Origin of the sequence: Pseudomonas entomophila (assembly GCF_013523125.1) — a bacterium.
Classification (GTDB): domain Bacteria; phylum Pseudomonadota; class Gammaproteobacteria; order Pseudomonadales; family Pseudomonadaceae; genus Aquipseudomonas; species Aquipseudomonas entomophila_B.
Genome location: NZ_JAAMQJ010000038.1, coordinates 1 through 26,314, shown reverse-complemented (window position 1 = coordinate 26,314; position 26,314 = coordinate 1). Strand labels below are relative to the sequence as shown.

26 protein-coding genes are annotated in these 26,314 nt (G+C 62.3%); 8 read left to right on the top strand and 18 right to left on the bottom strand.

Annotated elements, in window-relative coordinates; translation table 11 throughout:
• Positions 1 to 133 precede the first annotated feature (133 nt).
• Together cysE and trmJ are read right to left on the bottom strand one after the other, a co-directional pair.
• The gene (gene cysE, locus G7007_RS17560; protein WP_181103692.1) at positions 134 to 919 is read right to left on the bottom strand and encodes a serine O-acetyltransferase; all 786 of its coding nucleotides are present in this window, start codon (positions 917 to 919) and stop codon (positions 134 to 136) included.
• Positions 920 to 1,684, bottom strand: a complete 765-nt coding sequence (gene trmJ, locus G7007_RS17555) for a tRNA (cytosine(32)/uridine(32)-2'-O)-methyltransferase TrmJ (protein ID WP_181103691.1) — start codon at positions 1,682 to 1,684, stop codon at positions 920 to 922.
• A gap of 146 nt (positions 1,685 to 1,830) precedes the next feature.
• On the opposite strand from trmJ, the gene suhB reads away from it, so the two are divergent.
• On the top strand, positions 1,831 to 2,649 hold the full coding sequence (suhB, locus tag G7007_RS17550; RefSeq protein WP_181103690.1) for a type III secretion system regulator SuhB: 819 nt from the start codon (positions 1,831 to 1,833) through the stop codon (positions 2,647 to 2,649).
• A 54-nt stretch (positions 2,650 to 2,703) separates the two neighbouring features.
• On the opposite strand, the gene G7007_RS17545 is transcribed toward suhB, so the two are convergent.
• The 7 genes from G7007_RS17545 to rplM form a co-directional block, all read right to left on the bottom strand.
• Positions 2,704 to 3,135 (bottom strand): ClpXP protease specificity-enhancing factor, encoded by a 432-nt coding sequence (locus G7007_RS17545; protein WP_181103689.1) that lies wholly within the window; start codon positions 3,133 to 3,135, stop codon positions 2,704 to 2,706.
• A 10-nt stretch (positions 3,136 to 3,145) separates the two neighbouring features.
• A complete protein-coding gene (locus G7007_RS17540) occupies positions 3,146 to 3,769 on the bottom strand; it encodes a glutathione S-transferase N-terminal domain-containing protein (protein WP_181103687.1) in 624 nt (207 codons plus the stop codon).
• 116 nt (positions 3,770 to 3,885) lie between these two features.
• Positions 3,886 to 4,620 carry a cytochrome c1 gene (locus tag G7007_RS17535; RefSeq protein ID WP_181103685.1) on the bottom strand — a complete coding sequence of 245 codons (735 nt, stop codon included), beginning with the start codon at positions 4,618 to 4,620 and terminating at the stop codon, positions 3,886 to 3,888.
• Positions 4,617 to 5,831: a cytochrome b gene (locus tag G7007_RS17530; protein ID WP_181103683.1), complete on the bottom strand. Its 1,215-nt coding sequence runs from the start codon at positions 5,829 to 5,831 to the stop codon at positions 4,617 to 4,619. Before G7007_RS17530 ends, G7007_RS17535 begins: the two co-directional genes overlap by 4 nt.
• On the bottom strand, positions 5,831 to 6,424 hold the full coding sequence (petA, locus tag G7007_RS17525) for a ubiquinol-cytochrome c reductase iron-sulfur subunit (RefSeq protein ID WP_181103681.1): 594 nt from the start codon (positions 6,422 to 6,424) through the stop codon (positions 5,831 to 5,833). Before petA ends, G7007_RS17530 begins: the two co-directional genes overlap by 1 nt.
• A gap of 207 nt (positions 6,425 to 6,631) precedes the next feature.
• Complete coding sequence (gene rpsI / locus G7007_RS17520) at positions 6,632 to 7,024, bottom strand: 30S ribosomal protein S9 (RefSeq protein ID WP_181103679.1); 393 nt, start codon at positions 7,022 to 7,024, stop codon at positions 6,632 to 6,634.
• Positions 7,025 to 7,038: 14 nt separating this feature from the next.
• Positions 7,039 to 7,467, bottom strand: coding sequence for a 50S ribosomal protein L13 (rplM, locus tag G7007_RS17515; protein ID WP_060394910.1), 429 nt, complete (start codon positions 7,465 to 7,467; stop codon positions 7,039 to 7,041).
• 359 nt (positions 7,468 to 7,826) lie between these two features.
• Between rplM and G7007_RS17510 the strand changes: the two genes are divergently transcribed.
• Positions 7,827 to 8,864 carry a GlxA family transcriptional regulator gene (locus G7007_RS17510; RefSeq protein WP_181103715.1) on the top strand — a complete coding sequence of 346 codons (1,038 nt, stop codon included), beginning with the start codon at positions 7,827 to 7,829 and terminating at the stop codon, positions 8,862 to 8,864.
• Between the two features lie 173 nt (positions 8,865 to 9,037).
• On the opposite strand, the gene zapE is transcribed toward G7007_RS17510, so the two are convergent.
• From zapE to G7007_RS17495, 3 genes are all read right to left on the bottom strand, one after another.
• A complete protein-coding gene (gene zapE, locus G7007_RS17505) occupies positions 9,038 to 10,132 on the bottom strand; it encodes a cell division protein ZapE (RefSeq protein ID WP_181103677.1) in 1,095 nt (364 codons plus the stop codon).
• Between the two features lie 83 nt (positions 10,133 to 10,215).
• Positions 10,216 to 11,565 carry a tryptophan--tRNA ligase gene (locus G7007_RS17500; RefSeq protein WP_181103675.1) on the bottom strand — a complete coding sequence of 450 codons (1,350 nt, stop codon included), beginning with the start codon at positions 11,563 to 11,565 and terminating at the stop codon, positions 10,216 to 10,218.
• A gap of 25 nt (positions 11,566 to 11,590) precedes the next feature.
• Positions 11,591 to 12,226 (bottom strand): alpha/beta hydrolase, encoded by a 636-nt coding sequence (locus G7007_RS17495; RefSeq protein WP_181103673.1) that lies wholly within the window; start codon positions 12,224 to 12,226, stop codon positions 11,591 to 11,593.
• 139 nt (positions 12,227 to 12,365) lie between these two features.
• Here G7007_RS17495 and G7007_RS17490 point away from each other — a divergent pair, with 139 nt between their 5' ends.
• The 3 genes from G7007_RS17490 (at position 12,366) to G7007_RS17480 (ending at position 16,052) form a co-directional block, all read left to right on the top strand.
• Positions 12,366 to 12,800 carry a YhcB family protein gene (locus G7007_RS17490; protein ID WP_181103671.1) on the top strand — a complete coding sequence of 145 codons (435 nt, stop codon included), beginning with the start codon at positions 12,366 to 12,368 and terminating at the stop codon, positions 12,798 to 12,800.
• A 277-nt stretch (positions 12,801 to 13,077) separates the two neighbouring features.
• Positions 13,078 to 15,792, top strand: a complete 2,715-nt coding sequence (locus G7007_RS17485; protein WP_181103669.1) for an S-type pyocin domain-containing protein — start codon at positions 13,078 to 13,080, stop codon at positions 15,790 to 15,792.
• On the top strand, positions 15,789 to 16,052 hold the full coding sequence (locus G7007_RS17480) for a bacteriocin immunity protein (RefSeq protein ID WP_181103667.1): 264 nt from the start codon (positions 15,789 to 15,791) through the stop codon (positions 16,050 to 16,052). The genes G7007_RS17485 and G7007_RS17480 overlap by 4 nt, the downstream gene beginning before the upstream one ends.
• Before the next feature lie 126 nt (positions 16,053 to 16,178).
• Here the strand turns inward: G7007_RS17480 and G7007_RS17475 are convergent, their stop codons facing one another.
• The 6 genes from G7007_RS17475 to G7007_RS17450 all read right to left on the bottom strand — a co-directional run bounded on the left by G7007_RS17475 (position 16,179) and on the right by G7007_RS17450 (position 22,435).
• The gene (locus G7007_RS17475; RefSeq protein WP_181103665.1) at positions 16,179 to 17,375 is read right to left on the bottom strand and encodes a methionine gamma-lyase; all 1,197 of its coding nucleotides are present in this window, start codon (positions 17,373 to 17,375) and stop codon (positions 16,179 to 16,181) included.
• A gap of 141 nt (positions 17,376 to 17,516) precedes the next feature.
• Positions 17,517 to 17,885: a tail fiber domain-containing protein gene (locus tag G7007_RS17470; RefSeq protein WP_181103663.1), complete on the bottom strand. Its 369-nt coding sequence runs from the start codon at positions 17,883 to 17,885 to the stop codon at positions 17,517 to 17,519.
• A gap of 209 nt (positions 17,886 to 18,094) precedes the next feature.
• Positions 18,095 to 19,996 (bottom strand): sulfate adenylyltransferase subunit CysN, encoded by a 1,902-nt coding sequence (gene cysN, locus G7007_RS17465; protein WP_181103661.1) that lies wholly within the window; start codon positions 19,994 to 19,996, stop codon positions 18,095 to 18,097.
• Between the two features lie 52 nt (positions 19,997 to 20,048).
• The gene (locus G7007_RS17460) at positions 20,049 to 20,390 is read right to left on the bottom strand and encodes a four helix bundle protein (RefSeq protein ID WP_181103660.1); all 342 of its coding nucleotides are present in this window, start codon (positions 20,388 to 20,390) and stop codon (positions 20,049 to 20,051) included.
• A 100-nt stretch (positions 20,391 to 20,490) separates the two neighbouring features.
• Positions 20,491 to 21,408 carry a sulfate adenylyltransferase subunit CysD gene (gene cysD, locus G7007_RS17455; RefSeq protein ID WP_181103658.1) on the bottom strand — a complete coding sequence of 306 codons (918 nt, stop codon included), beginning with the start codon at positions 21,406 to 21,408 and terminating at the stop codon, positions 20,491 to 20,493.
• Between the two features lie 268 nt (positions 21,409 to 21,676).
• Positions 21,677 to 22,435, bottom strand: coding sequence for a Nif3-like dinuclear metal center hexameric protein (locus tag G7007_RS17450; protein ID WP_181103656.1), 759 nt, complete (start codon positions 22,433 to 22,435; stop codon positions 21,677 to 21,679).
• A gap of 203 nt (positions 22,436 to 22,638) precedes the next feature.
• Between G7007_RS17450 and algW the strand changes: the two genes are divergently transcribed.
• From algW to rhlB, 3 genes are all read left to right on the top strand, one after another.
• Positions 22,639 to 23,808: a Do family serine endopeptidase AlgW gene (gene algW / locus G7007_RS17445; protein ID WP_181103649.1), complete on the top strand. Its 1,170-nt coding sequence runs from the start codon at positions 22,639 to 22,641 to the stop codon at positions 23,806 to 23,808.
• A gap of 149 nt (positions 23,809 to 23,957) precedes the next feature.
• The gene (locus G7007_RS17440) at positions 23,958 to 24,614 is read left to right on the top strand and encodes an alpha/beta hydrolase (protein WP_181103647.1); all 657 of its coding nucleotides are present in this window, start codon (positions 23,958 to 23,960) and stop codon (positions 24,612 to 24,614) included.
• Positions 24,615 to 24,716: 102 nt separating this feature from the next.
• Positions 24,717 to 26,183 (top strand): ATP-dependent RNA helicase RhlB, encoded by a 1,467-nt coding sequence (gene rhlB, locus G7007_RS17435; RefSeq protein ID WP_308852309.1) that lies wholly within the window; start codon positions 24,717 to 24,719, stop codon positions 26,181 to 26,183.
• Positions 26,184 to 26,314 lie beyond the last annotated feature (131 nt).

Genomic DNA, 26,314 nt, shown 5'->3' with positions numbered 1-26,314 from the left:
GGACGGGATTATGCAATTCCCGAGCATTCAAGTCAACTATAAAACCTACTGCTTTAGTCGGAATTAACCCCGAAAGACGGCCCGCATCATAGCAGGTACGCGGCGTGAGCACACGCCTCGCCCCTGCCCGCCGTCAATGCGGCGGTGTGTCGCCCTGCACGTCCGGCTTGACCTCGGCGAAGTCCTCTTCACGCAGGACCGGCAGGTCCTTGGCCCGATAGCTGCTGTCGAGCTTGCTCAGTTCGCCGCAGACTTCCTCCAGGCGGCCGTCGACCGCCTGCAGGTGATCGAGCAGAAGGCCGATGGCCCGCGCCACCGGGTCGGGCATGTCGCCGCTCACGCCATAGGCATCGAACCCGATCTTCGCCGCCATGGCCTTGCGCTTGGCCTCCACCTCGTCATCCTCGGCCTTGACGATGATGCGCCCCGGGATACCGACGGCCGTAGCCCCAGCAGGCACTTCCTTGGTGACCACGGCGTTGGAGCCGATCTTGGCGCCTGCGCCGACGGTGAACGGGCCGAGCACCTTGGCACCGGCACCGACCACCACGCCATCTTCCAGGGTGGGGTGACGCTTGCCCTTGTTCCAGCTGGTGCCACCGAGGGTCACGCCCTGGTAGAGCGTCACGTCGTCGCCGATTTCGGCCGTCTCGCCGATGACGATGCCCATGCCGTGGTCGATGAAGAAGCGCCGCCCGACCTTGGCCCCTGGGTGAATCTCGATCCCCGTCAGCCAGCGGCCGAAATTGGAGACCAGTCGCGCCAGCCACTTGAAGTCCCGGACCCACAGGGCATGCCCCAGCCGATGCAGCCAGATGGCATGCATGCCGGGGTAGCAGGTCATCACCTCGAAGGCATTGCGCGCCGCCGGGTCGCGGTGGAACACGCTCTGGATATCTTCACGCAGACGCTCGAACATCTATCGGTCCTTCTGTTTATGGGGCTCGCCCCGGGCCACTTTCTGGGTCTCGGTGAGGATGCCGCGCAGGATACTCACTTCGGTCCGCTCGACCGCACTGCGCCCGTACAGACGCCGCAGGCGCGGCATCAATTGGCGAGGCTTCTGCGGGTCGAGAAAGCCGATGTCCACCAGCGCCTGCTCGAGGTGCTGGTAGAACAGCTCCATTTCGTCCATGGTCGCCAGTTCCGATGGCGCGGCTGCAGGCTTGGCCGACGAAGCGCCCTGCCCGCCACTGGCCAGCCACGCGGTGCGCACCTCGTAGGCCAGCACCTGCACCGACGCTGCCAGGTTCAGCGAGCTGAAGTCGGGGTTGGATGGGATGTGCACGTGGAAATGACAGCGCTGCAGTTCCTCGTTGGTCAACCCGGCATGCTCGCGCCCGAACACCAGGGCGATCTCTTCATCGAGGGCGGCATGCTCGACCACCTTGCGCCCGCACTCGCGCGGATCGATCAATGGCCAGGGCAGGCGCCTGTCGCGCGCACTGGTCCCCAGCACCAGACGCGTGCCGACCAGCGCCTGTTCGAGGCTGTCGACCACGACCGCATCGGTCAGCACGTCATCGGCACCCGACGCCCGGGCCGAGGCGTCGGGCGAGGGAAATTGCTGTGGCTGTACCAGCACCAGGCGCGACAGGCCCATGTTCTTCATGGCACGCGCAGCGCCGCCGATGTTGCCGGGATGGCTGGTATTGACCAGGACGACACGAATGTTTTGCAGCACGGTAATGCGCTCGCGGAGGCAGTGGGCGGAGGCGGAATCTTACAGAAGGCACCTCGCCAGCGCCACGAAAGCGAACGTCACGCTTCAGCGCGCGAACTTTTCTGCTAGAATGTGCGGCTTTCTTTAACACTCCAGGTGACCCACCCATGCAGCCTATGCTGAATATCGCGCTGCGCGCCGCTCGCAGCGCCAGTGAACTGATCTTCCGCTCCATCGAACGCCTGGATACCATCAAGGTCGACGAGAAGAACGCCAAGGACTACGTCTCGGAAGTCGATCGCGCCGCCGAGCAGAGCATCGTCAACAGCCTGCGCAAAGCGTATCCGAACCACTCCATCCAGGGCGAGGAGACAGGCCTGCATGCCGGCACCGGCGAGGAAGGCAAGGACTACCTGTGGATCATCGACCCACTGGACGGCACGACCAACTTCCTGCGTGGTATCCCGCACTTCGCCGTCAGCATCGCCTGCAAGTACCGCGGCCGCCTCGAGCACGCCGTGATCGTCGACCCGGTTCGCCAGGAAGAATTCACCGCCAGCCGTGGCCGTGGTGCCCAGCTCAATGGTCGCCGTCTGCGCGTCAGCTCGCGCAGCAGCCTCGAAGGCGCCGTGCTCGGCACCGGCTTCCCCTTCCGTGACGACCAGCTCGGCGACCTGGACAACTACCTGGGCATGTTCCGCGCCCTCACCGGCCAGACGGCTGGCATCCGCCGCGCAGGCGCCGCGAGCCTGGACCTGGCCTACGTTGCGGCCGGTCGTTTCGATGCGTTCTGGGAGTCGGGCCTGTCGGAGTGGGACATGGCCGCAGGCGTGCTGCTGATCCAGGAAGCGGGTGGCCTGGTCAGCGACTTCAACGGCGGTCACGACTTCCTCGACAAGGGTCATATCGTCGCCGGCAACGTCAAGTGCTTCAAGGCGGTGCTGACAGCGATCCAGCCGCACCTGCCGGCGCACATGAAGCGCTGATCCGTCACGCCGCGTCGAAAAAAGGCGACCCCTGGAGGGTCGCCTTTTTCATGCCTACTTGACCACCTTCAGGCTCGGCGGCCCGCTGGGGCGAGGTGGCTGGCCACCATCGTCCGGCGAGTCGTCGTCAGGCAGCTCGTCGAAGCCTGCCTCGGCCTCATCGTCTTCCATCAACGCCGGCTCCAGCTCGAAGACCATGCCCTGGCCATTCTCACGGGCATAGATACCCAGAATGGCGGCCACCGGCACGTACAGCGTGTGCGCGACGCCACTGAAACGCCCCTCGAAGCTCACGGCCTCGTTGTCCATGTGCAGGTTGCGCACGGCACTGGGCGAGATGTTCAGGACGATCTGGCCGTCACTGGCGAAACCTGGAGGAACCTGGACGGCCGGGTAGTCGGCGTTGACCAGCATGTGGGGTGTGCAATCGTTGTCGACGATCCACTCGTAGAGCGAGCGCACCAGGTAGGGGCGACTGGAGTTCATCAACGGCTCCTTAAGCATTGCGCATTGCGCGTTCGGCAGCGGACAGGCTCGCCTGGAAAGGCTCGCGAGCGAACTGTCGCTCCATGTAATCGGCCAGCGGCTTGGCCTGCCGCGGCAATTCGATGTTCATCAGTGGCAGACGCCACAGTATCGGCAGTAGACAGCAGTCGGCCAGACTTTGCTCCTCGCTCATGAAACAGGTGAACTCGGCGAACACCGGCGCCACGCCGATCAGACTGTCACGAAGGGTCTTGCGGGCCAGGGCGCGCCGGGTGTCGGGCAGGCGCTCGTCGAGGACGATGTCGGCCTGTGCGCACCAGTCGCGCTGCACTCGGTGCATCAGCAGCCGCGTGTTGCCGCGCGCCAGGGGATAGACCGGTAGCAGCAAGGGATGAGGATACCGCTCCTCGAGGTACTCCATCAGCACGCCGGATTCATAGAGCGCCAGGTCACGGTCGACCAGCATCGGCACGCTGCCGTACGGGTTGATCTCGATCAGGCGCACCGGCAGACGGCCCGCCTCGACCTCCACGATCTCGACGGTGACGGCCTTTTCCGCGAGCACCAGGCGCACGCGGTGGGAATAGTGGTCAGCGGGGTCGGAATAACAGGCCAACCCGTTGGGCGCACCCATGGCGCTCCTCCTCGCAAACAAAGGGATGTGATGACAAAGACAAACGCGCCCGAGGGACTTTCGTGTCGGCACGAAAGCGCTCGAAGGCGCGTCTACGGTGCAGGGAATCGACGCACTCAGGGCACGTCCTTCCAGTATTCTCGCTTGAGCAGGTAGGCCAGCGCCATGAACACCGCGAGGTACAACAGCACATAGACGCCGAGACGTCGGTGCTCGAGCCGGGCGGGATCGGCCGAATAGGCCATGAACCCCACCAGGTTCCTGATTTTCTCGTCGAATTGACGGGGCGTCAGGGTACCCGAATTCGGCACCAGGGTCAGCTGGTCGCAGGCCTTGCCGGACGATGCCAAGGGTTCGCTTGGTGCGCAACCCGGCACTTGTCGCCCCTGCAGCCCCGCCAATACGTTGGGCATGCCCACACCTGGCACCACACGATTGTTCGACCCCAAGGGGCGCGAGGGATCCTCGTAGAAGCTGCGCAGGAAGGTGTAGAGCCAATCGTCGCCACGTACGCGCGCGATCAGGGTCAGGTCCGGCGGTGGCGCACCGAACCAGGCCTTGCCGTCCTCGGGACGCAGGCTGCTGATCATGTGGTCGCCGAGCTTGGCGCCGGTGAACACCAGGTTCTCCTGCATCAGGGCGTGAGGAATGCCCAGGTCGTCGGCCACCTGCTCGTAGCGCTGGAACTGCATGCCGTGGCAGCCCATGCAGTGATTGACGAACGTCCGCGCGCCGTCCTGCAGCGCGGCCTTGTCGCTCAGGTCGATGCGCGCCTCGTCCAGCACGATGGTCGCCGCCCAGACACCGGTCGGCCCGAACACCAGCAGCAATGCCAGCAGCAGGCCCTTCATCGGCGCGTCACTCGCGCCGGCACGGGCCAGGTACGTTCGCGACGGGTGTAGAACGGCATCAACAGGAAGTAGCCGAAGTAGGCCACGGCGCAGACCCGTGCCAGCCAGGTTCCCCACAGGGTCGGCGCCTGCAGGCCCAATACGCCCAAGGTCACGAAGGCCATGCAGAACAGCGCCAGGAACGCGCGACTGACCCACCCCTTGTAGCGCATCGAACGCACCGGGCTGCGGTCGAGCCACGGCAGCGTGAACAGCAAGGCGATCGCGCCCGCCATCGCCAGGACGCCGAACAGCTTGTCCGGCACCGCGCGCAGGATCGCGTAGAACGGTGTGAAGTACCAGACCGGCGCGATGTGTTCGGGCGTTTTCAGGGTGTTGGCCTGCTCGAAGTTGGCGCGCTCCAGGAAGTACCCGTTCATGTCGGGAAAGAAGAACACCACTGCACAGAAGACGAACAGGAAGACGCCGATGCCGAACAGGTCCTTGACGGTGTAGTACGGGTGAAAGGCCACGCCATCGAGCGGTACGCCGTTCGGCCCCAGGTGTTGCTTGATGTCGATACCGTCCGGATTGTTCGAGCCCACCTCGTGCAGCGCCATGATGTGCAGCACCACCAGCCCGAGCAGAACGAGGGGCAACGCGATCACGTGCAAGGCGAAGAAACGGTTCAACGTGATGCCGGAAATCAGGTAGTCACCCCGCACCCATTGCGCCAGGTCTTCGCCGATCACTGGAATGGCGCCGAACAGCGAGATGATCACCTGTGCGCCCCAGTAGGACATCTGCCCCCAGGGCAGCAGATAGCCCATGAACGCCTCGGCCATCAGCACCAGGTAGAGCAGCATGCCGAATACCCACACCAGCTCCCGGGGCTTCTGGTAGGAGCCATAGAGCAGGCCGCGGAACATGTGCAGGTAGATGACGATGAAAAACGCCGAGGCGCCCGTCGAGTGCAGGTAGCGCAGCAAGGCGCCGTACTCCACATCGCGCATGATCGACTCGATCGAGGCGAACGCGCCGTCGGCGGTCGGCGTGTAGCTCATCGTCAGCCAGAGCCCGGTGACCACCTGGTTGACCAGCACCACCAGCGCCAGCGAACCGAACAGGTAGAACACGTTGAGGTTCTTGGGCACGTAGTAACGACTCAGATGTCCCCGCCACAAGCGGGTCAGCGGGAAGCGTGCATCGATCCACTGTACGAGCCTGTTCATCATGCGCCCTCCTGATCGACACCGACCACGATCACGTTCTCGGATTCGTAAGCATGGGGTGGTATAGGCAGATTGAGTGGCGCCGGTTGCGCCTTGTAGACACGACCGGCCAGGTCGTAGCGCGACCCGTGGCACGGGCAGAAATACCCGCCCACCCAATCAGGCCCCAGGTCGTCGGGCGCCACTTCAGGGCGGAAGGACGGCGAACACCCCAGGTGCGTGCACAACCCGATGACCACGAAGATGTCCGGCCGGATCGCACGCGTGCGGGCATCCACGTAGGCAGGCTGACTCGAGGCGAGCGAGCGCGGGTCGGCCAGTTCGGGCACGAGCGTGTCGAGGGCCGCCAGCATCGGTTTGCCACGGCGCAAGACGAACACCGGCTGCCCGCGCCACTCGACCACCATCTGCTGGCCCGGCTCGATCTTCGCGACGTTGATCCTGACCGGCGCCCCGGCGGCCTTGGCCTTGGCGCTCGGGAACCAGGCCTTCACCAAAGGCACCGCGGCACCGACCGCCCCCGCCGTGCCGACCACGGACGTGGCCGTCACCAGGAAGCGGCGCCGGCCTGCATTGACGCCCTCGTTGCTCATCTCACCCCTCCACCGCCATGAATCGCCGTTCGCCACTGAACGGGACGGCAGACAAAAACTGGCCGAATGGTAAGAACCCAGGCCGGAGAAGACAAGGTAAATAGCGCCGATGGCCACAGCGAACGGTACGACGCGGCCGTTTGCGCAGGCCGGAAACAAAAAACCCGACTCCACTGGAGTCGGGTTTCTTGGACTGCCGAAGCGCGATTAACGCTTGGAGTACTGAGGACGCTTACGTGCTTTACGCAGGCCCACTTTCTTACGCTCGACTTCACGGGCGTCGCGGGTCACGAAGCCAGCACGACGCAGAGCGCCACGCAGGGATTCGTCGTAGTCCATCAGCGCACGGGTGATACCGTGGCGGATTGCACCGGCCTGACCGCTGACACCACCACCGATGACGGTGACGTAGATGTCGAACTTCTCGACGGTCTCGGTCAGCTCCAGCGGCTGGCGAACAACCATGCGAGCGGTTTCGCGGCCGAAGAAGGTGTCCAGAGGACGGTTGTTGATGGAGATGTTACCGGTACCCGGACGCAGGAAAACGCGAGCGGTTGCGGTCTTGCGACGGCCAGTGCCGTAATTTTGAGTCGCCGACATAATGAACTATTCCGTTAAATCTTCAGTTCTTGGGGCTGCTGAGCAGTATGAGGGTGGTTAGCGCCCGCATAGACCTTCAGCTTACGGTACATGTCGCGACCCAGCGGGTTCTTAGGCAGCATGCCTTTGACCGCGGTCTCGATCACGCGCTCAGGGGCCTTGGCGATCAGCTTCTCGAAGCTGATTTCCTTGATGCCGCCCGGGAAACCGGAGTGGGAGTAGTACATCTTGTCCGAAGACTTGGCACCAGTGACACGTACCTGCTCGGCGTTGATGACGACGATGTAGTCGCCGGTGTCAACGTGAGGGGTGTACTCTGCCTTGTGCTTGCCGCGCAGGCGCAGTGCGATTTCGGTAGCCAGACGACCCAGGGTCTGACCAGCGGCGTCGACCACGAACCAGTCGCGCTTTACTGTTTCTGGTTTAGCAGTAAAAGTTTTCATTCTTTATAGCCTCAAGGGCCGCCCAGCGAAAATAAGACGGCGGATCTTACTGGATAGTGCTTCGCTTGACAAGGCAAGCGCGCAGCCGCATAGGGACGCTATCGGGGGCTCGGGTCAGCGCGTCCAATATTCGGCAGGGTTCTTTCGTGGGTGGTGCATCACTCCCACCGCACGGAGAGGGTGAGGATTATCCAGATTGCAGCGGATTTTTCAACCTGATTTATCGAGCAATTGCCCATTTCGTGACGCCGCTAGCAGACATGACCTTGTCGCCGGCAGGGGTACTGGACAGGGGTGCCGAAAGGTAAGACGATCCAGCCAACGAAAGTCCTCTTGTCTCTATAAGAATAATCACCATGATGTTCGACCCACCTTCGGCGTCGTTGCGGCGCGTCAGCATTCTGGCCATCGACACGGCCTTCGCTTCGGCCCTCATGCAGGCCAAGGACTTCTTTCACCTCGCCTGCCTGCGCTTCGGTCGGCAAATGGGCGTCGGCCCACAGCCGATGTTCGACATCCACCTGGTGAGCCCGGACGGCCGCCCCGTGGACAGCTTCAGCGCCGTGCAGATTCCGGTGGACGGCGGACTGGGCGACGCCGACCTCATCCTGCTGCCGCCCTTTGCGGAACACTTCGAGACGCTGTCCGTGCGCTACCCCCAGGTGCCTGCCTGGCTGCGCGAACAGCATGCGCGTGGTGCGGTACTGTGCGGTGAGTCCAGCGGGGTCTTCTGGCTGGCCGAAGCCGGCCTGCTCGACCACAAGGAGGCCACCACCTACTGGCGCTTCTTCGACAGCTTCGCCGCGCGCTTCCCGAAGGTGCACCTCAACCGCGACAAGCACCTGACCGATGCCGACAACCTGTACTGCGCGGGCGGCACCACCTCGGCATGCGACCTGTACATCTACCTGATCGAGCGCTTCTGCGGGGCAGCCGTGGCCCGGACCGTGGCCCGCGACATTCTCTACGAGGTACAGCGCAGCTACACCCCGGGGCGTATCGGCTTCGGCGGTCAGAAGCTGCACCAGGACCTGCTGATCCTGCAGATCCAGCATTGGCTGGAGGAGCACTTCGCCGACAAGTTCCGCTTCGAGGACGTGGCCCGCAACCACGGCATGAGCATCCGCAACTTCATGCGCCGCTTCCAGAGCGCGACGGGCGACAAGCCCCTGCACTACCTTCAGCGGCTGCGCATCGAGACGGCCAAGGGGCTGCTGTCGAGCACACGCAAGAGCATCAAGACCATCAGCTACGAGGTGGGGTACGACGATGCGAGCTTCTTCGCCCGCCTGTTCCGCCAGCACACCCAGCTGTCGCCCAACCAGTATCGTCAGTTGCGGGCGTCGGGCACGGAAAGCAGCAGGCCGCAGGCGGCGGTGGAGGTGGAGGTGGAGTAGCGGCAAGCGGCAAGCGGCAAGCGGCAAGCGGCAAGCGGCAAGCGGCAAGCGGCAAGCGGCAAGCGAGAGCGTCAGCGCCGCCTGGACAGCCTGTCAATACCTGACACACCGCACTACCGTCCGCTTGTAGCTTGTAGCTCCTAGCTTGTAACTCGTCGCCTACCTTCCTGTCCTCAAGGCTTGTGCGCCCGCGACAGGAACTCGTGGGACTGCATTTCCAGCAACCGGCTCAAGGTGCGCTGGAACTCGAAGCTCAGGCGCCCGCCGGTGTACAGGTCCTTGAGCTCCACTTCCGCCGAGATGATCAGCTTGACGTTACGGTCGTAGAATTCGTCGACCATGTTGATGAAGCGGCGCGCGATGTCGTCGGTGGTGACGCCCATCTGCTCCACGTTGCTGAGCAGTACGGCATGAAAGATCTTGCCCAGCTCGATGTAGTCGTTCTGGCTGCGCGGGCCGTCGCACAAGGCGCGGAAGTCGAACCAGGCCACGTCGTCGCAGGTGCGCAGGGCATGGATCTCGCGGTTCTCGATCACCAGCACGTCGTTCTCGACCGCTTCGGTGCACTCGGGCGTCAGCGCCTTGAAGCTCTGGCGCAGGCTTTCGTGGGCCGCCTCGTTGAGCGGGTAATGGAACAGCTCGGCCTGTTCCAGGTGCCGCAGTCGGTAGTCCACACCGCTGTCGACGTTCACCACCTCGGTGTTCTGCTTGATCATCGCGATCGCCGGCAGGAAGCGCGCGCGCTGCAGGCCATCCTTGTACAGGCCGTCGGGCACGATGTTGGACGTCGCCACCAGGGTCACGCCGTTCTTGAACAGCTCCTCCATCAGCGTGCCGAGGATCATGGCGTCGGTGATGTCGGAGACGAAGAACTCGTCGAAGCAGATGACGCGCGCCTCTTGTGAGAAGCGCTTGGCAATGATCGTCAGCGGGTTCTTCTCGCCCTTGAGCGTTTTCATCTCTTCATGGACGCGCTTCATGAAACGGTGAAAGTGCGTGCGCATCTTCTGCTTGAACGGCAGCGCCTCGAAAAAGGTGTCGACCAGGTAGGTCTTGCCACGTCCCACGCCACCCCAGAAGTACAGGCCTTTGACGGGCGCCTGTTCCTTGCGGCCGAACAGCTTGCCGAACAGGCCGGGTTTGTCATGCTCGGCGGCCAGCAGATCGTCGTATAGCCGCTGCAGGTGGCGCACTGCTGTTTCCTGCGCCGCGTCGTGGAAGAAGTCAGGGCGTTTCAGATCGGCTTGATAGCGTTCTAGAGGCGTCATAAGTGGTCAGCAAGGCAACAAAAGCGGGCCGTCACTGTAGCGACGGCCCTGGGTAATGGCAATCGGACTTGCGTCAGATTGTCTCAGTCTTGAGCGGGCTGCAGCGCGGCACGCAGGCCGTCCACGGCACGGTCGCGCGCGTCGGCGTCGGCGAACGCCGGGCTGTCGGCGACCGGTGCGTCGTCGAGCCAGACGCTGAAGCCCGTCGCCTCGGTGCGCAGGTCGAGCGCGTCGCCCTGTTGCAGGCGCTTGCTCACGGTGCCAGCGGCCTTGCCGTCGGCGAAGGGACGCGACAACAGCAACTGCTCGCCATCGGCGGCCAGCAGGCGGAAGCGGAAGCTGCCGTCCTCGTCACGGAAGCTGACGAAGCGCGCGGCCTTGATGGCCTTCTTCTTGGTCCCGCTGGCCACGTGGGCATTGGCACGGAACGAGCGCAGGCCGACGGCTTCGCGCAGCTGCTCGAGGAACGGCGACGCGGTACGGCGGGCCTTCTGTGCGCCGGCCAGGAGGATGTCTTCCAGGTCTGTCGGGCGCTCGATCAACTGGTGATAGCGCTCGCGGGCCTCGCCCAGTTGGCCGTCGAGCAGCTGGAACAGGCGCTGCTTGGCTTCGCCCCAGCCCAGCCCTTCCAGGAGCGCCTGACGGAATTCGCCCGCCTGGGCAGGGGTGGCGAACGCCTGGTACAGGGTGAACAGGTGCGACTGATCGGGATCCTTCGGCTCGCCTGGCACGCGCGAGTCGGTGACGATGCGCGAGATGGCGTCCTTCATGTCCTTGGCGCTGCTGAACAACGGAATGGTGTTGTCGTAGCTCTTGGACATCTTGCGTCCGTCGAGCCCCGGCAGCGTGGCCACGCTTTCCTCGATCAGGGCCTCGGGCATGACGAAGAATTCCTTGCCCTGGCCGAACAGGTGGTTGAAGCGCTGACCGATGTCGCGGGCCATTTCCACATGCTGGATCTGGTCACGCCCGACCGGCACCTTGTGCGCTTTGAACATCAGGATGTCGGCGGCCATCAGTACCGGGTAGCTGTACAGCCCCATGCTCACGCCGGCATCCGGGTCTTCGCCGTTTTCCAGGTTCTTGTCCACCGAGGCCTTGTAGGCATGGGCGCGGTTGAGCAGGCCCTTGGCGCTGACGCAGGTCAGCAGCCAGGTCAGCTCGGGGATCTCCGGGATGTCGGACTGCCGGTAGAAGGTCACCTTGTCCGGGTCCAGGCCACCGGCCAGCCAGGTCGCGGCGATTTCCAGGCGCGACCGTTGGATGCGCAGGGGGTCGTCGCACTTGATCAGTGCGTGGTAGTCGGCGAGGAAGTAGAACGAGTCGGCGCCAGGCTGCTGGCTGGCGAGGATCGCCGGGCGAATGGCGCCGGCATAGTTGCCCAGGTGCGGCGTGCCAGTGGTGGTGATACCGGTGAGAATCCGTGTCGTCATGGGTTATCGCTTGATCAGGCTTGGCTCAGTTCGAAAGACGCGGCAGCAGCAGATCCTTCAGATCGGTCAGCTTGCCATGAAAGAAGTGTCCGCATTCTGCCACTTTCAGCAGTTCGTGGGGGCGCGCCAGTGCGTCGGACCATTCGTACACCAGCGTTGGCGCGACCACTTCGTCGGCATCCGGTTGCACCACGGTCAGCGCGCCGCGCTCTGGCAGCGGAAAATCCGGGCCGAGTCGCATCACCGCGGGCGCGATCATGAACAGGTGCTGCACCGGGGTTTGGCGCGACTCGAGTCGGCCGACCAGGCTGGCCGCGACGAAGCCGCCGAATGAAAAGCCCAGCACCACCAGTGGCAGACCGGGGTGGCGTTCGCCGATCCAGGCGGCGACCGCCTCGGCATCGGCCACCTCACCAGCGCCCATGTCGTGGCTGCCGGCGCTCTGGCCGACGCCGCGGTAGTTGAAGCGCAGCGTCGCGTAGCCGGCGTCGCGCGCGGTGCGCTGCAAGGTCGAGACCACCTTGTTGAGCATGGTGCCGCCCTGGACCGGGTTGGGGTGGCAGATCAGTGCGACGCCACGTGCGTCGGCGACGTCCAGGTGCAGCGCTTCCAGCGGGCCGCAGGGGCCGTCGATGAACAGCGGGGTTTCGCGGATGAGCAAGGCACTACTCCGTGACCTCAGGAAAGGTCGACTCGTCTAGCTTGGGAATTCTGTTCTGGCATATTGGCGATCGCTCGCGGTATACAGCGCAGGTCTGAGCCGGTAACGTAAAGCAAAGCCGTTTAGAGAGGAAGGACTCGTGGAACACTCGCTTCTAGTTTGGTTGCTGCCCACCCTGGCCCTCGTGGTCGGCGTCGTGGTCGGTTTCGCCCTCGCCCGCCTGCTGCCCAAAGCGGTGCCGAGCAGCACCCAGCGTCAGCTGGACGACATCCAGCAGCGCTTCGACACGTACCAGAACGAGGTGGTCACCCACTTCAACAGCACCGCCACCCTGGTGTCGCGCCTGACCCAGAGCTACCAGGACGTCCAGGATCACCTGGCCGATGGCGCCAACCGCCTGGCCCTGGACGAGCTGACCCGTCAGCGCCTGCTCGCCTCGCTGCACTCGGAGGCGGCGCAACCGCACCGCGATCGTCTCACCCCGCCGAAGGACACCGAGGCGCCTCGCGACTACGCGCCCAAGGCGCCGGATGCGCCGGGGATGCTCGATGAGAGTTATGGGTTGAAGCGCTAGAAAGGGGTCTTTACGTTTTTAAGATTGAGGCCTCGTGAGAGGCCTTATCTTTTGGTGCAATCGAAAATCTTTGTATAGCTCTTCGCGGCCCAACGACCACCTTGCCACAAAGAAATACGTATAACTATGTAATACCCTAAGAACACATCACTCCTACAAGACCAACTCCCCCTAGCAACGTTACTGAAAAATCTTACACCACGAAAGTCTTTGATCCGTAGATAATTCCAGCGTCGAAATCTCAAGCTTTCCGCTACACCTTAGCGGAGACGACGCGATGGAAAACAAAACCAACAACGGTACTCTTTGGCTGGATGAAGGTCTTTACATTACAGCACCTGCCCCGCCAGATTTCCGTCTAGGTAACGGCGGCGGCGGCCCTGGCTCGGGCGGTTGGGGTCTAACTAATGGTCCTAGAACAAACTCTTCGCATTCAGGCGAGCTCAGTAGAGAACCCTCCTTTGGCCAGATCATTCAAGAGGAATACAATTCAATTCGCAGGGGTGTGGATCGGGAGCTCGCACCACTCTATAACGATGTCGAAAAAAATACTGAATCAGAAATTCGATCCCTCTATGCAACCCTACCTAGCACCCTACACAGTGACGCTGCGCGCAGGCGTGCAGAGCAACACGCTTTAGTGAACTTGGTCAACGCCAAGCAGGCTCACTATGCAACACACCGCGACCATGAACTATCCCTATGGGGCTCGCCACTATTTTACAAGCCACCCCTGTACTTTCATAGCGTTGCCGTGCGCGCACTCAGATCACAGGATCCACGCACAGAACTCGCAAAAGCTTTTAGTACATATGAGAGTGCTTATCAAGCATCACACATTTGTAAAATCACTGATCTTTCGTTAAGGAAAATTCAAGAAATCCTCGACGCACTGCCGTCTTCGATCCATAGCCATGATGAACTTAGCCCCCTGACTTACGAACAAAAAATATCATTACTCACGGCTGACACTGGCATGCTTGCCCTGCGGCGGGCCACCCACCTCCAGTTGCTGCCCGACTTTCTACGAGGCGAAATCCCATCATTCTTCAACACGGCACACCATGATGACCTAATTGCCACCCTCCATACGCAGCTCAACGTAATTAGCAGTCAGATCCAGTCTAGGGCGCAGCTAGTAGCACCCTATTCAGTAGCGAACCCCAACATTGCCCCACCGTTGACACGCTCAGAAATTGAAGCTTTGAACAGCCTCATCTTGGATCAAGAGCAGAAGCGAATCGGCCCTCGCTGGCTCGATTACCATCATTCAATCTTGCATAGCGAGTCCGTTAGGGTACTGACTGACACACAGCGTGCTCTTGGTGCGCTGCTACGCCAGGCCGAGCACATTAAAAATGTCCTATCAGCTGTGAGCATAGAGGAGTCAAGTCGTCGACAACGCGCAGAAGAAGCACTGAAAGTATTGGAAGCGCAGCGAGCAGAAGAAAACAGATTGCAAAAGGCCAAACTCGACAATGAAGCCAGACTGGCCGCGCAAAACGCCGAAGCTGAGCGCATCACACGGGAGGCTGCGCACCAAGCCGAAGCCGAGAGAATAACTCAGCAGGCCGCCAAGCGATTACCCGAGAAACCTAGAAGAAAACAGGCTGCAGAACAGCCTATCCACATACGCAAAGCCAAGAAAGCCGCAAAGCAGGCCGCGGCTGAACGCCGGGAAAGAGAGGCCTTTGAAAAAGCAGAGGCGCGCCGAGCAGCCCTCAAGGCTGCTCAAAAAGCCAAAGCCGACGCCCAGGCGTTGAGAGCAGCACAGAAGGCTGACGCTCAAAGGAAGGCGCGAGAAGCTGCTGAACGTGAAAAAGAAGAAAAAGCGGCTAAACAATTGGCACGCCTTGCTGAAAGAGAGCGCAAACACAAAGAACTAACGCAGAAGGCTGCGGAAAGCCGGATGCAAAAAGAAAAAGAGCGCGTACGCTCAACCTATGCCACTATAAACATTAGCGCTACATCACTTCCATCACTCGCAATCACCTACGTTTCCAATTTCGAAACCTCATCGCGAATTTACCCAATTCTCAAACATGCTATCCGTACGGCGGTTGCCAGCGGCGCTCATGCCTTAGTCGCGACCTTAGCGATGACATGGCCTTCACGCCTTGGCAACAGTGATCGCCACTATATAGTGAGTATCCCATTGACAGATCTGTCGCCAGTGGACGGCCCAGACCTCAACAGGCTTGCGCTTTCAGCGTCGAGCCTCGATGTGCCTCATCTGCTCGCGGGTAGTGAAAACCAGGATAATCTTGATGTGTACATCATACCTGATGGCAAACCAATAGCAGTTCACACGGCTCTGTTCGATACAAAGCGAAATGTATACCGCGTAGTTCTTGACTCGTCCGCACGGATTTTGACATGGACACCTGCTCAACCCCCTGGGCACGAACCAAAGAACGCTACCAGTTTACCCGCGATAGATGAAGGCATATTAGTCTACAGCGGTAGTAGTGTTGACCCCATCACAAATGGCTCAGCGATTCGTCCACCCTTGGACCTGCTCGACCAAGAGCGAATAATTGTTACATTTCCTTCGGATTCTGGCCTACCGCCTTTACTGGTCGTATTCAGAGATCCTAGAATGGATCCAGGCGTGGTCTCCGGGGCAGGGTCTCCACAAAGTGGGCGATGGTTGGGGGAACAGTCCAGACAAGCCGGCGCGCTCATTCCGGATGAGATTGCTTCACAGCTAATTGGCAAGCCTGTAAAGAACATGAAAGAATTTAGAGAACTATTCTGGAAAACTGTAGCAAACAGTTCACTTGCCGAGCAATTCTCCACTCAGAACATAGGCCGAATGAAAATAGGCCTGGCACCAGGAGTACGCAAAATCGACAGACATAAGAAACACATTACATTTGTCCTACATCACCACGTTCCAATTTCGGAAGGCGGAGCAATTTACGACCTAGACAATATCAGAATAGTCACACCAGCAGCCCATCAAGCCATTCACTATAGAGCGAAGCCATGAATAATAAAAAAACACTCTCCGACTACACGGAAACCGAATTCAAGGCGTTTATAGAGTTTATATTTGAAACAAATTGCAACGAAGGCGACGATGTACTATTCCCACTATTAGAGCACTTCGAGAAAATCATCGAACACCCTGCCGGCACAGACCTTATTTACTGGCCCGAAGCTAAAGGCCTGGATGAACCCGACGAGATCATTCGTATTATCAAAGAGTGGCGCTTAGCTAACAACAAGCCACTCTTTAAATCGCATTGATTTTCAGTCCCGCCATCAGCTTGACGCTTCCTAGACAGCAGGCGTCAAGCGTGGGCCTTTGAGCAGCTCAAGCTCTGCTCATCGATCGCCATATCATCGTTGCATTCGATGCCATCAGGCCAGCCCCTACCGACACGCCTCCAACGCCTGCGCCACATCCGCCAGCAAGTCCTCCACATCCTCCAACCCCACCGACAGCCGCACCAACCCTTCAGAAATGCCATGCTGCAACCGCTCCTGCGGTGTATACGCGCAATGCGTCATGCTCGCCGGGTGCTGCGCCAGGGATTCTGCATCCCCCAGGCTAACGGCGCGGCTGAACAATTCCAGGCGGTTCATGAAGCGCCGGCCAGCCTCTACCCCACCCTTGAGTTCGAATGCGATCATGCCACCCGGCAGACGCATCTGCCGTTGCGCCAGGGCATGCTGCGCGAAGCTGTCCAGCCCGGGATAGCGTACCTGCTCGACCTGCGGCGCCTGTTCGAGCCGTCGCGCCACGGCCAGGGCATTGCTGCAGTGACGATCCATACGCAGTGCCAAGGTCTTGATGCCGCGCATCAGCAGCGAGGCATCGTGTGGCGACATCACGGCACCGGTCATGTCCTTGAGCCCCTCCAGACGGATCCGTCTCACCAGCGCCGCGCTGCCGATCACCAGGCCAGCGGTAATGTCGCCATGGCCACTCAGGTACTTGGTCGCCGAGTGCACCACCAGGTCGGCCCCCAACGCCAGTGGGCGTTGCAGGTAAGGCGTGCAGTAGGTGTTGTCCACCACCACCAGCACGTCATGACGACGCGCCACCTCGACCACGCGGGCGATGTCCACCAGGCGCATGGTCGGGTTGGCCGGCGTCTCGAAGAAGATCATTCGCGTACGAGGTGTGATGGCGGCCTCCAACGCCGCAGGATCGTCAAGGTCGACATGCAGGACCTTGACGCCGAACTGGCCGATGCCATGGTGCACGAACGCGAACGTGCAGCCATAGACGGTCAGGCCGACGATCAGCTCGTCGCCTGGTCGCAACAGGGTCCACAGGGTCGAGGTGATGGCGCCCATCCCCGAGGCCAGCGCGAGGGCCGCCTCCCCTCCTTCCAGGGACGCCATGCGCTGTTCCAGCACGGCCAGGGTCGGGTTGGAAATGCGGCTATAGAAGTGCCCGTCGGCCTCGCCCGCGAAGCAGGCCGCGCCGTGCTCGACGGTCGGGAAAGCGTAGGTCGAGGTCTGGTAGACCGGGGGAATCAGGGCGCCTTGATGGGCCTGGGGATCGTAGCCATGGTGGATGGCCCGTGTGGAAAAGCCGTAGCGGTCGTCAGCATTGCCCATGACCTCATGCCTCCAGTGGTTTGGCATAAGCTTATGCCACTGACGCGATTCGTGCGTTCGGACATGACTGAAGGGGCTACGGACGGTCCTGTCGCCGCGAGCGATAACACGTGCCCCTGCCGACAGGACCTGCTGCCAAGGCTACTGGGCCTGCGCTTTTTCCAGCACCTCGATCCGGGCGTTCAGCTCACGCACCGACTCGATCAGCGGCGCGACCAGTTTCTGGTAGTCCACCGTCAGCAGTCCCTCTTTCTCATGGACCACCTGCGGGTAGACCTTCTGGACGTCCTGGGCGATCAGGCCGATGTCTTCCCGACCAGAGTCTTTCCAGGTGAACTGAACGCCCTCGAGCTGCGTCAGTCGTTGGGTCGAGTGGCCCAGCGGCTTGACCGCGTCTTTCAAGCTCATGTCGCTGAAGGGACAGCATTGCGAGCCTGCGTCCGCAAGGGCCGGAATCGCTGCAACAGCCAGGGTTGCCGCGATCAGGGTCTTGCCCATGCCAAATGTCATTGCCTTGCTCCTTGTTCTTGTGGCGTACAAACAGGTACCGCACAATTTTAAATTCGGCGTTTTCACGGACTATCGGCGTTGACGCAGATTTGGAAAGAAAATGCCTAGATCGGCGATGGATTTTTCCGACGCGGCCTTGCCAATCATCGCGCATAAAAAAACCCGCCAGACGCATCGTCATGGCGGGTTGTTCATTCGAGCGCCCTGGGTCAGATCGCGCCCCGTGCACGCAGCACGTCCAGCACCTGCTTGACGCCTTCCTCCACGCTCGTGCTCTGCGTGTCGATCACCAGATCGGCCTCCAGCGGCACGTCGTACGGGAAGCCCTCGCCCGGAATGTTGTCGCCACCGGCGGCATACAGGCCCTGCGGATCGCGCTCGCGGCACACTTGCGGTGAGGCCTGCACGTAGACGGTGACCAGACGTTCGCTGCCGATCAAGGCCTTGGCCTGCTCACGGCCCTCGGCATCCGGCGCGACGAAGGCGGCCAGCGTCAGCAGGCCGGCTTCGTTGAACTGACGCGCCACATGCGCGGCCCGGCGCCAGTTCTCGGTGCGGCCGGCGCGGTCCTGCGGCAAGCCCTTGTTCAGGTCGTGACGCAGGTTCTGGCCGTCGAGGACATAGACCGCACGGCCCATGTCGAACAGCTTGCGCTCCACGGCGTAGGCCAGGGTGCTCTTGCCGGCGCCGGACAGGCCGCTGAACAGCACCGTGGCAGGCTGCTGGCCGAAGCGCAGCGCACGCTCTTCGGTGCTCACGTGCGACGAGGTACCGTGCTGACCCGTGCCCCCGTGTGGCAGCACCGGCGGAGCGATGATCATGCCGGCACCGACGGTGCCATTGGTCAGGCGGTCGATGACGATGAAGGCACCCGTGGTGCGGTTGCTTTCATACCCGTCCAGCGCAATCGACCAATCGAGGCTGACCTTGACCTTGCCGATCTCGTTGAGCTGCAAGGCACTGGCGGCATCGCGCTCCAGGGTGTTCACATCGACCTTGTGGGCGATGCTGGCGATCGAGCCCGGCACGTAGCTGGTGGCACGCTTGATGTCGTACTTCTTGCCCGGCAGCATCGGCTCTTCGGCCATCCACACCAGCATGGCGTCGAACTGGTCGGTGACCGGCGGCACGTTGTCGGCATGCACCAGCAGGTCGCCACGGGAGATGTCGATCTCGTCTTCCATGGTCAGGGTCACGGCCTGGCCGGGGCCGGCGTGCTCCAGTTCACCTTCGTAGGTGACGATCGACTTGACCCGGCTGCTCTTGCCCGACGGCAGGACCACGACGTCGTCGCCCTTGTGCACGATGCCGCTGGCCAGGGTACCGGCGAAGCCGCGGAAGTTCAGGTTGGGACGGTTGACGTACTGCACCGGGAAGCGCAAGTCGGTGAAGTTGCGGTCGGCCGCGACCTCCACCGTTTCCAGGATTTCCATCAGCGCCGGACCGGTGTACCACGGCGAGCGCTCGCTGCGGTTGACCACGTTGTCGCCCTTGAGCGCGGACATCGGCACGAAATGCAGGCTGCTGGGCTGCAGGTCGATCGCGTCGGCGAACTTCAGGTAGTCGGCCTTGATCGACTCGAAGACGCCTTCATCGAAGCCCTTCAGGTCCATCTTGTTGACGGCGACCACGATGTGCTTGATGCCCAGCAAGGAGGCGATGTAACTGTGGCGACGGGTCTGGGTCTGCACGCCGTAGCGTGCGTCCACCAGGATGATCGCCAGGTCGCAGGTCGAGGCGCCGGTGGCCATGTTGCGCGTGTACTGCTCGTGGCCCGGCGTGTCGGCGATGATGAACTTGCGCTTGGCGGTGGAGAAGTAGCGGTAGGCGACATCGATGGTGATGCCCTGCTCGCGCTCGGCCTGCAGGCCATCGACCAGCAGTGCCAGGTCGACGTCCTCGCCGGTGGTGCCGGACTTCTTCGAGTCCCGGGTGATGGCCTCGAGGTGGTCCTCGTAGATCATCTTGGAGTCGTGCAGCAGGCGCCCGATCAGGGTGCTCTTGCCGTCATCCACGTTGCCGCAGGTGAGGAAACGCAGCAGTTCTTTGCGCTCGTGCTGAGCCAGGTAGGCGAGAATATCTTCGCTGATCAAATCAGATTGATGACTCATGCGTTCAAGCTCCAAGTTGTAAGCTTCAAGCAGCAAGCTTGTCAGCGTACAGCTAGTCAGAAATTTTGTTGATCAAGCCCGCAAGCATTTTGGAAATCTCGCGAGTTTCACTAATCCAGTCGGCCGCCAGCTGAGCAGGCAGATAGTCGATTTCGGCCGCAATCATCAATTGCGTTCGAAGCTCAGCGCATGAGGCCTTTGCCACGCTGAGAAACCAGACCTTCTCACGCATCCCACGTCGCTCCATGCCTTCGGCAATATTGGAAGGGACAGAGACCGCTGCCTTGGTGATTTGCGCTTTGAAGCCGTAATCGCGACATGCCTCCAACGCTCGGTAAAGCGCCACAGCCAGTCTCTTGCTCCTCTGCCAAACCAGCAACCGTTCAAAATCCACGCGGGCGCTCCTTGCGCCTGCCAAGCAGGCGACAATCTACAAGTCTTGCACGCTAACCGCTTTGCTATTGACTTGCAGCTTGCCGCTTGTAACTCAAAGCTTAGAAGTAGCCCTGACGTTTCTTGTCTTCCATGGAGCCGGCGCCGTCATGGTCGATGACCCGGCCCTGGCGTTCGGACGTTCGCGTCAGCAGCATTTCCTGGATGATGTCGGTCAGGCTTTCGGCCTCCGATTCGACGGCGCCCGTCAACGGGTAGCAGCCGAGTGTGCGGAAACGCACCTTCTTCTTGACGATGCGGGCCTTCTCCTCATCGGAGAGGTGTTCCAGGATGCGATCGTCGTCGATCATGATCAGGGTGCCGTTCTTCTCGATGACCTCGCGCTCGGCGGCGAAGTACAGCGGCACGATCGGGATACCTTCGAGGTAGATGTACTGCCAGATGTCCAGCTCGGTCCAGTTCGACAGCGGGAAGACGCGGATCGACTCGCCCTTGTTGACCTTGCCGTTGTAGACGTTCCACAGCTCGGGACGCTGATTCTTCGGGTCCCAGCGGTGCTTGCTGTCGCGGAACGAATAGACGCGCTCCTTGGCACGGGACTTCTCTTCGTCGCGACGCGCGCCACCGAAGGCGGCATCGAAGCCATGCTTGTCCAGCGCCTGCTTCAGGCCCTGGGTCTTCATGATGTCGGTGTGCTTGGCACTGCCGTGGGTGAACGGGTTGATACCCTGCGCCACGCCTTCCGGGTTCACGTGGGTGATCAGTTCCAGCCCCATTTCCTCGACCATGCGGTCACGGAAACGGTACATCTCCTGGAATTTCCACTGGGTGTCGACGTGCATCACCGGGAACGGCAGCTTGCCTGGGAAGAAAGCCTTGCGCGCCAGGTGCAGCATCACGGCAGAGTCCTTGCCGATCGAGTAGAGCATCACCGGGTTATCGAACTCGGCGGCCACCTCGCGGATGATGTGGATGCTCTCCGCCTCCAGCTGTTTCAAGTGCGTCAGTTTGTCGACCATGGCTACTCACGAAAAACGATCTTATGGACGGCCGTCGGGCCGTGTTCGAGCCGGGCACTCTATCACAGCGACACTGTTCTATTTAGGAGGGGGGATAGACCGAAACAGTCTAACGATATGCCGTGAGGTTTGAGGGTTTTGGGCTGCACGCTGCAGACAATGAAGTCGAACCTGTGGGAGCTGGTCGCCAGCGATGACAGCGGTGCCGGCACCATCGCTATCGCTGGCAAGCCAGCTCCCACAGGTCGCTTGTAGCTTGCCCCGGCCTTCAGACCGGGTTGGGGCAGTCGATGAACAGGTGCTCGACGGCGAAGCGGCGGGCCAGGTAGTCGCCCAGGGCCTGGACACCGTAACGCTCGGTGGCGTGGTGACCGGCGGCGATGAAGCCGATGCCGTTCTCGCGCGCGCTGTGGACGGTCTGCTCGGACGCCTCGCCACTGAGGAACAGGTCCACACCCGCGGCGATGGCATCGTCGATGTACCCCTGCCCGCCTCCGGTGCACCAGCCCACGCGGCTGACCAGGCGCTCGCTGTCGATCAGCAGGGGTTCGCGGCCGAGCGCCTCGTGGACGCGGCGGGCGAAGTCACGCGCCGAGGTCGGTTCGGCCAGCGAGCCGATCAGGCCGATGACCTTCGGGTTGCCGGAGTCGAGCGGCCCTTCGACCGTGATGTCCAGTTGCCGCGCGAGCTGGACGTTGTTGCCGACCTCGGCGTGCACGTCCAGGGGCAGGTGGAACGCCAGCAGGCTGAGGTCGTTGCGCAGCAGGGTAGCGAGCCGTCGCTGCTTCATGCCGGTGATGCAGGGATTCTCGCCCTTCCAGAAATAGCCGTGGTGCACCAGCACCAGGTCGGCATCGGCCGCCACCGCCGCGTCGAGCAGGGCCTGGCTGGCGGTCACGCCGCTGACGATACGGCGGACCTGGGGCCGGCCCTGGACCTGAAGGCCATTGGGGCAGTAATCCTGGATCTTCGCGCTGGCCAGGTAGCGTTCGGCTTCCTCGACCAAGGTACTCAGGGCAACGGCCATTGGGTGTCTCCTCCATGCAGCGAATGGTCGGACCTGCGCCCGAAAAGGCGTCCATTATACGAAGGACGGCCATGGCACGGGCAAACCTGTCGCCTGACGGCGGCAATCGCACGTCGGCATCGTCCTCGCGACACGGGATGTGTATGATCGCGCGCGTTCCCGGGTGTGCCATCACCCACCCTGCCCTTTCCAGGATGTGATCGATGTTCAAGTCCATGCGTTACGTTGCCTGGCCCTTGCTGACCGGCGTGCTCATCGCCCTGCTGGTGATCCAGCGCTTTCCCCAGTGGGTGGGTTTGCCCAGCCAGGACGTCAACCTGCAGCAGGCGCCGCAGACCACGCAGACCGTGCAGGGCCCGGTGTCCTATGCCGACGCGGTGACCGTGGCGGCGCCGGCCGTGGTCAACCTGTACACCACCAAGGCCAGCAAGGCCGCCGGCAAGAACGCTCACCCGCTGTTCGAAGACCCGCAGTTCAAGCGTTTCTTCGGCGACAACCTGCCCAAGCAGCGGCGCTGGGAGTCCAGCCTGGGGTCAGGGGTGATCATGAGCCGCGAAGGCTACCTGCTGACCAACAACCACGTGACCGCCGGGGCGGACCAGATCGTGGTGGCACTCAAGGATGGTCGCGAGACCTTGGCACGTGTCATCGGCAGCGACCCGGAAACCGACCTGGCGGTGCTGAAGATCGACCTGACCGACCTGCCGGCGATCACCATCGGCCGCTCCGACACCCTACGCATCGGCGACGTCTCGCTGGCCATCGGCAATCCGTTCGGGGTCGGCCAGACCGTGACCATGGGCATCATCAGCGCCACCGGGCGCAACCAACTGGGCCTGAACAACTACGAGGACTTCATTCAGACCGACGCGGCCATCAACCCGGGCAACTCTGGGGGCGCGCTGGTCGATGCCAATGGCAACCTGACCGGCATCAACACCGCGATCTTCTCCAAGTCCGGTGGCTCCCAAGGCATCGGCTTCGCCATCCCGGTCAAGCTGGCCCTGGAAGTGATGAAGTCGATCATCGAGCATGGCCAGGTGATTCGCGGCTGGCTCGGCATCGAGGTCCAGCCCCTGAGCCAGGAGCTGGCCGAATCGTTCGGCCTGAAAGGCCACCCCGGCATCGTCGTGGCCGGCATCTTCCGCGAAGGTCCGGCACAGCGCGCCGGCCTGCAGGTCGGCGACGTGATCCTCGCCATCAACGGCGAGCCGGCCGGTGACGGGCGCAAGTCGATGAACCAGGTGGCGCGCATCAAGCCGGGCGACAAGGTCGCCATCGAAGTGATGCGCAACGGACACCGGCTCAAGCTGATCGCCGAGGTCGGCATGCGGCCGCCGCCGACGCCGGTCGCGCCCCCGTCGGAAGGCTGAAACCGGATCGGGCTGCCGCAGCGGCCCGCGCGCTCGATCGACGCACGCGCGTAGGCAAATTCGCGAGGCCGTGACATGCTTCGAGGTCTTTTCCGCCTCCGTCACGTTCCCTGCTCCGCGCAGAGCGTGCGTCTTTCTCAGGAGCCTTCATGACCGACCCGCTGATTCTCGAACCGCAACAGACGGCCGACGCCTGCGTGATCTGGCTGCACGGCCTGGGTGCCGATCGCTACGACTTCATGCCCGTGGCCGAGTTTCTCCAGGAACGTCTGCCGAGCACGCGCTTCGTCCTGCCGCAGGCACCGACCCAGCCCGTCACCATCAACGGCGGCTACGCCATGCCCAGCTGGTACGACATCAAGGCCATGACGCCTGCCCGTGCCATCGACGAGGCACAGCTCGAAGCGTCCGCCGCACAGGTCATCGCGCTGATCGAAGCCGAGCGGGCCAAGGGCATCGACCTGACCCGCATCGTGCTGGCCGGCTTTTCCCAGGGCGGCGCCGTGGTGCTGCACACCGCCTATGTCCAGTGGCAGGAAGCGCTGGGCGGCGTGCTGGCGCTCTCGACCTACGCCCCTACCTTCAGCGACGAGCACCTGCTCAGCGCCTGCCAGCAACGCACGCCCGCCTTGTGCCTGCACGGCGTGCACGACCCGGTGGTGGTGCCGTCCATGGGCCGCACGGCGTTCGAATACCTCAATACCTGGGGCGTCCCGGCGCGCTGGCAGGAATACCCCATGGAGCACGAAGTGGTGGTCGCCGAGCTGAACGACATCCACGACTGGCTGAGCGAAAAACTGCGCTGAGCGTCCCGTCCGCCCGGCTCGTCGCGGCAATAACCTGCGCCGAGCCGGGTTCTTGCATTACACTGCCCGCCGTACATTCCTTAACCAATCGACGAGATGACCGTGCTCAAGGCACTCAAGAAACTCTTTGGCATGGGTGAGGCCGGCGTTCAGCCAGCCGTCGTCCCCGCTGCCCTGGCGCCCAGCGCGGCGCCCGTCCAGGCTGCCGTGGCGGCCCCGACGACACCTGCGCCTGCCGTATCGCAGCCGGTTCCCGAGCAACCCGACCCACAGGCCGCCGCCCCGGCTGCCCTACCTGTGGCGAGCACGCCGCAACGCACACGAGCCCCGCGTCCCAAGCCCCAGGCTTCATTGTGGAAACGCGAGGACTTCGTGGTCGAGCCTCAGGAGGGCAAGACACGCTTCCACGATTTCGCGCTCTCCGACTCGGTGATGCACGCCATCCACGACCTGGGCTTCCCCTATTGCACGCCCATCCAGGCCCAGGTGCTCGTCCATACCCTGCGCGGTCAGGACGCCATCGGCCGTGCCCAGACCGGGACCGGCAAGACGGCCGCGTTCCTGATCTCGATCATCTCGCAGCTGCAGCAGACGCCACCGCCCAAGGAGCGCTACATGGGCGAACCGCGGGCGCTGATCATCGCGCCGACCCGCGAGCTGGTGGTGCAGATCGCCAACGACGCCAAGGCCCTGACCCGCTACAGCGGCCTGAACGTGATGACCTTCGTCGGCGGCATGGACTTCGACAAGCAGCTCAAGAGCCTCGAGGCACGCTACTGCGACATCCTGGTGGCAACGCCGGGCCGCTTGCTGGACTTCCAGCAACGCGGCGAAGTGCACCTGGACATGGTCGAGGTACTGGTACTGGACGAAGCCGACCGCATGCTCGACATGGGCTTCATCCCGCAGGTCCGCCAGATCATCCGGCAGACGCCGCCCAAGAGCGAGCGCCAGACACTGCTGTTCTCTGCGACCTTCACCGAGGACGTGATGAACCTGGCCAAGCAGTGGACCACCGACCCGGCGATCGTCGAGATCGAGCCGGAGAACGTCGCCAGCGATACCGTCGAGCAGCATGTGTACGCGGTGGCCGGTAGCGACAAGTACACGCTGCTGTACAACCTGGTGACCCTCAACCAGTGGCAGCGGGTGATCGTCTTCGCCAACCGCAAGGACGAGGTGCGGCGCATCGAGGAACGCCTGGTACGCGACGGCATCAACGCTGCCCAGCTGTCGGGCGACGTGCCGCAGCACAAGCGCATCCGCACCCTGGAGAACTTCCGCGAGGGCCGCGTCAGCGTGCTGGTGGCCACCGACGTGGCCGGCCGCGGCATCCACATCGACGGCATCAGCCACGTGATCAACTTCACCCTGCCGGAAGATCCGGACGACTACGTGCACCGCATCGGCCGCACGGGCCGCGCCGGCACCAGCGGCGTGTCGATCAGCTTCGCTGGTGAGGACGACTCCTATCAACTGCCTGGGATCGAAGCCCTGCTTGGCCGCAAGATCAAGTGCGAAATGCCGCCCCAGGAGTTGCTGGTGCCGGTGCCCAAGCGCGGGGCCTGAGGGGCGGGCTGCTGAAAGCTGCAAGCTGCAAGCTGCAAGCTGCAAGCTGCAAGCTGCAAGCTGCAAGCTGCAAGCTGCAAGCTGCAAGCTGCAAGCTGCAAGCTGCAAGCTGCAAGCTGCAAGCTGCAAGC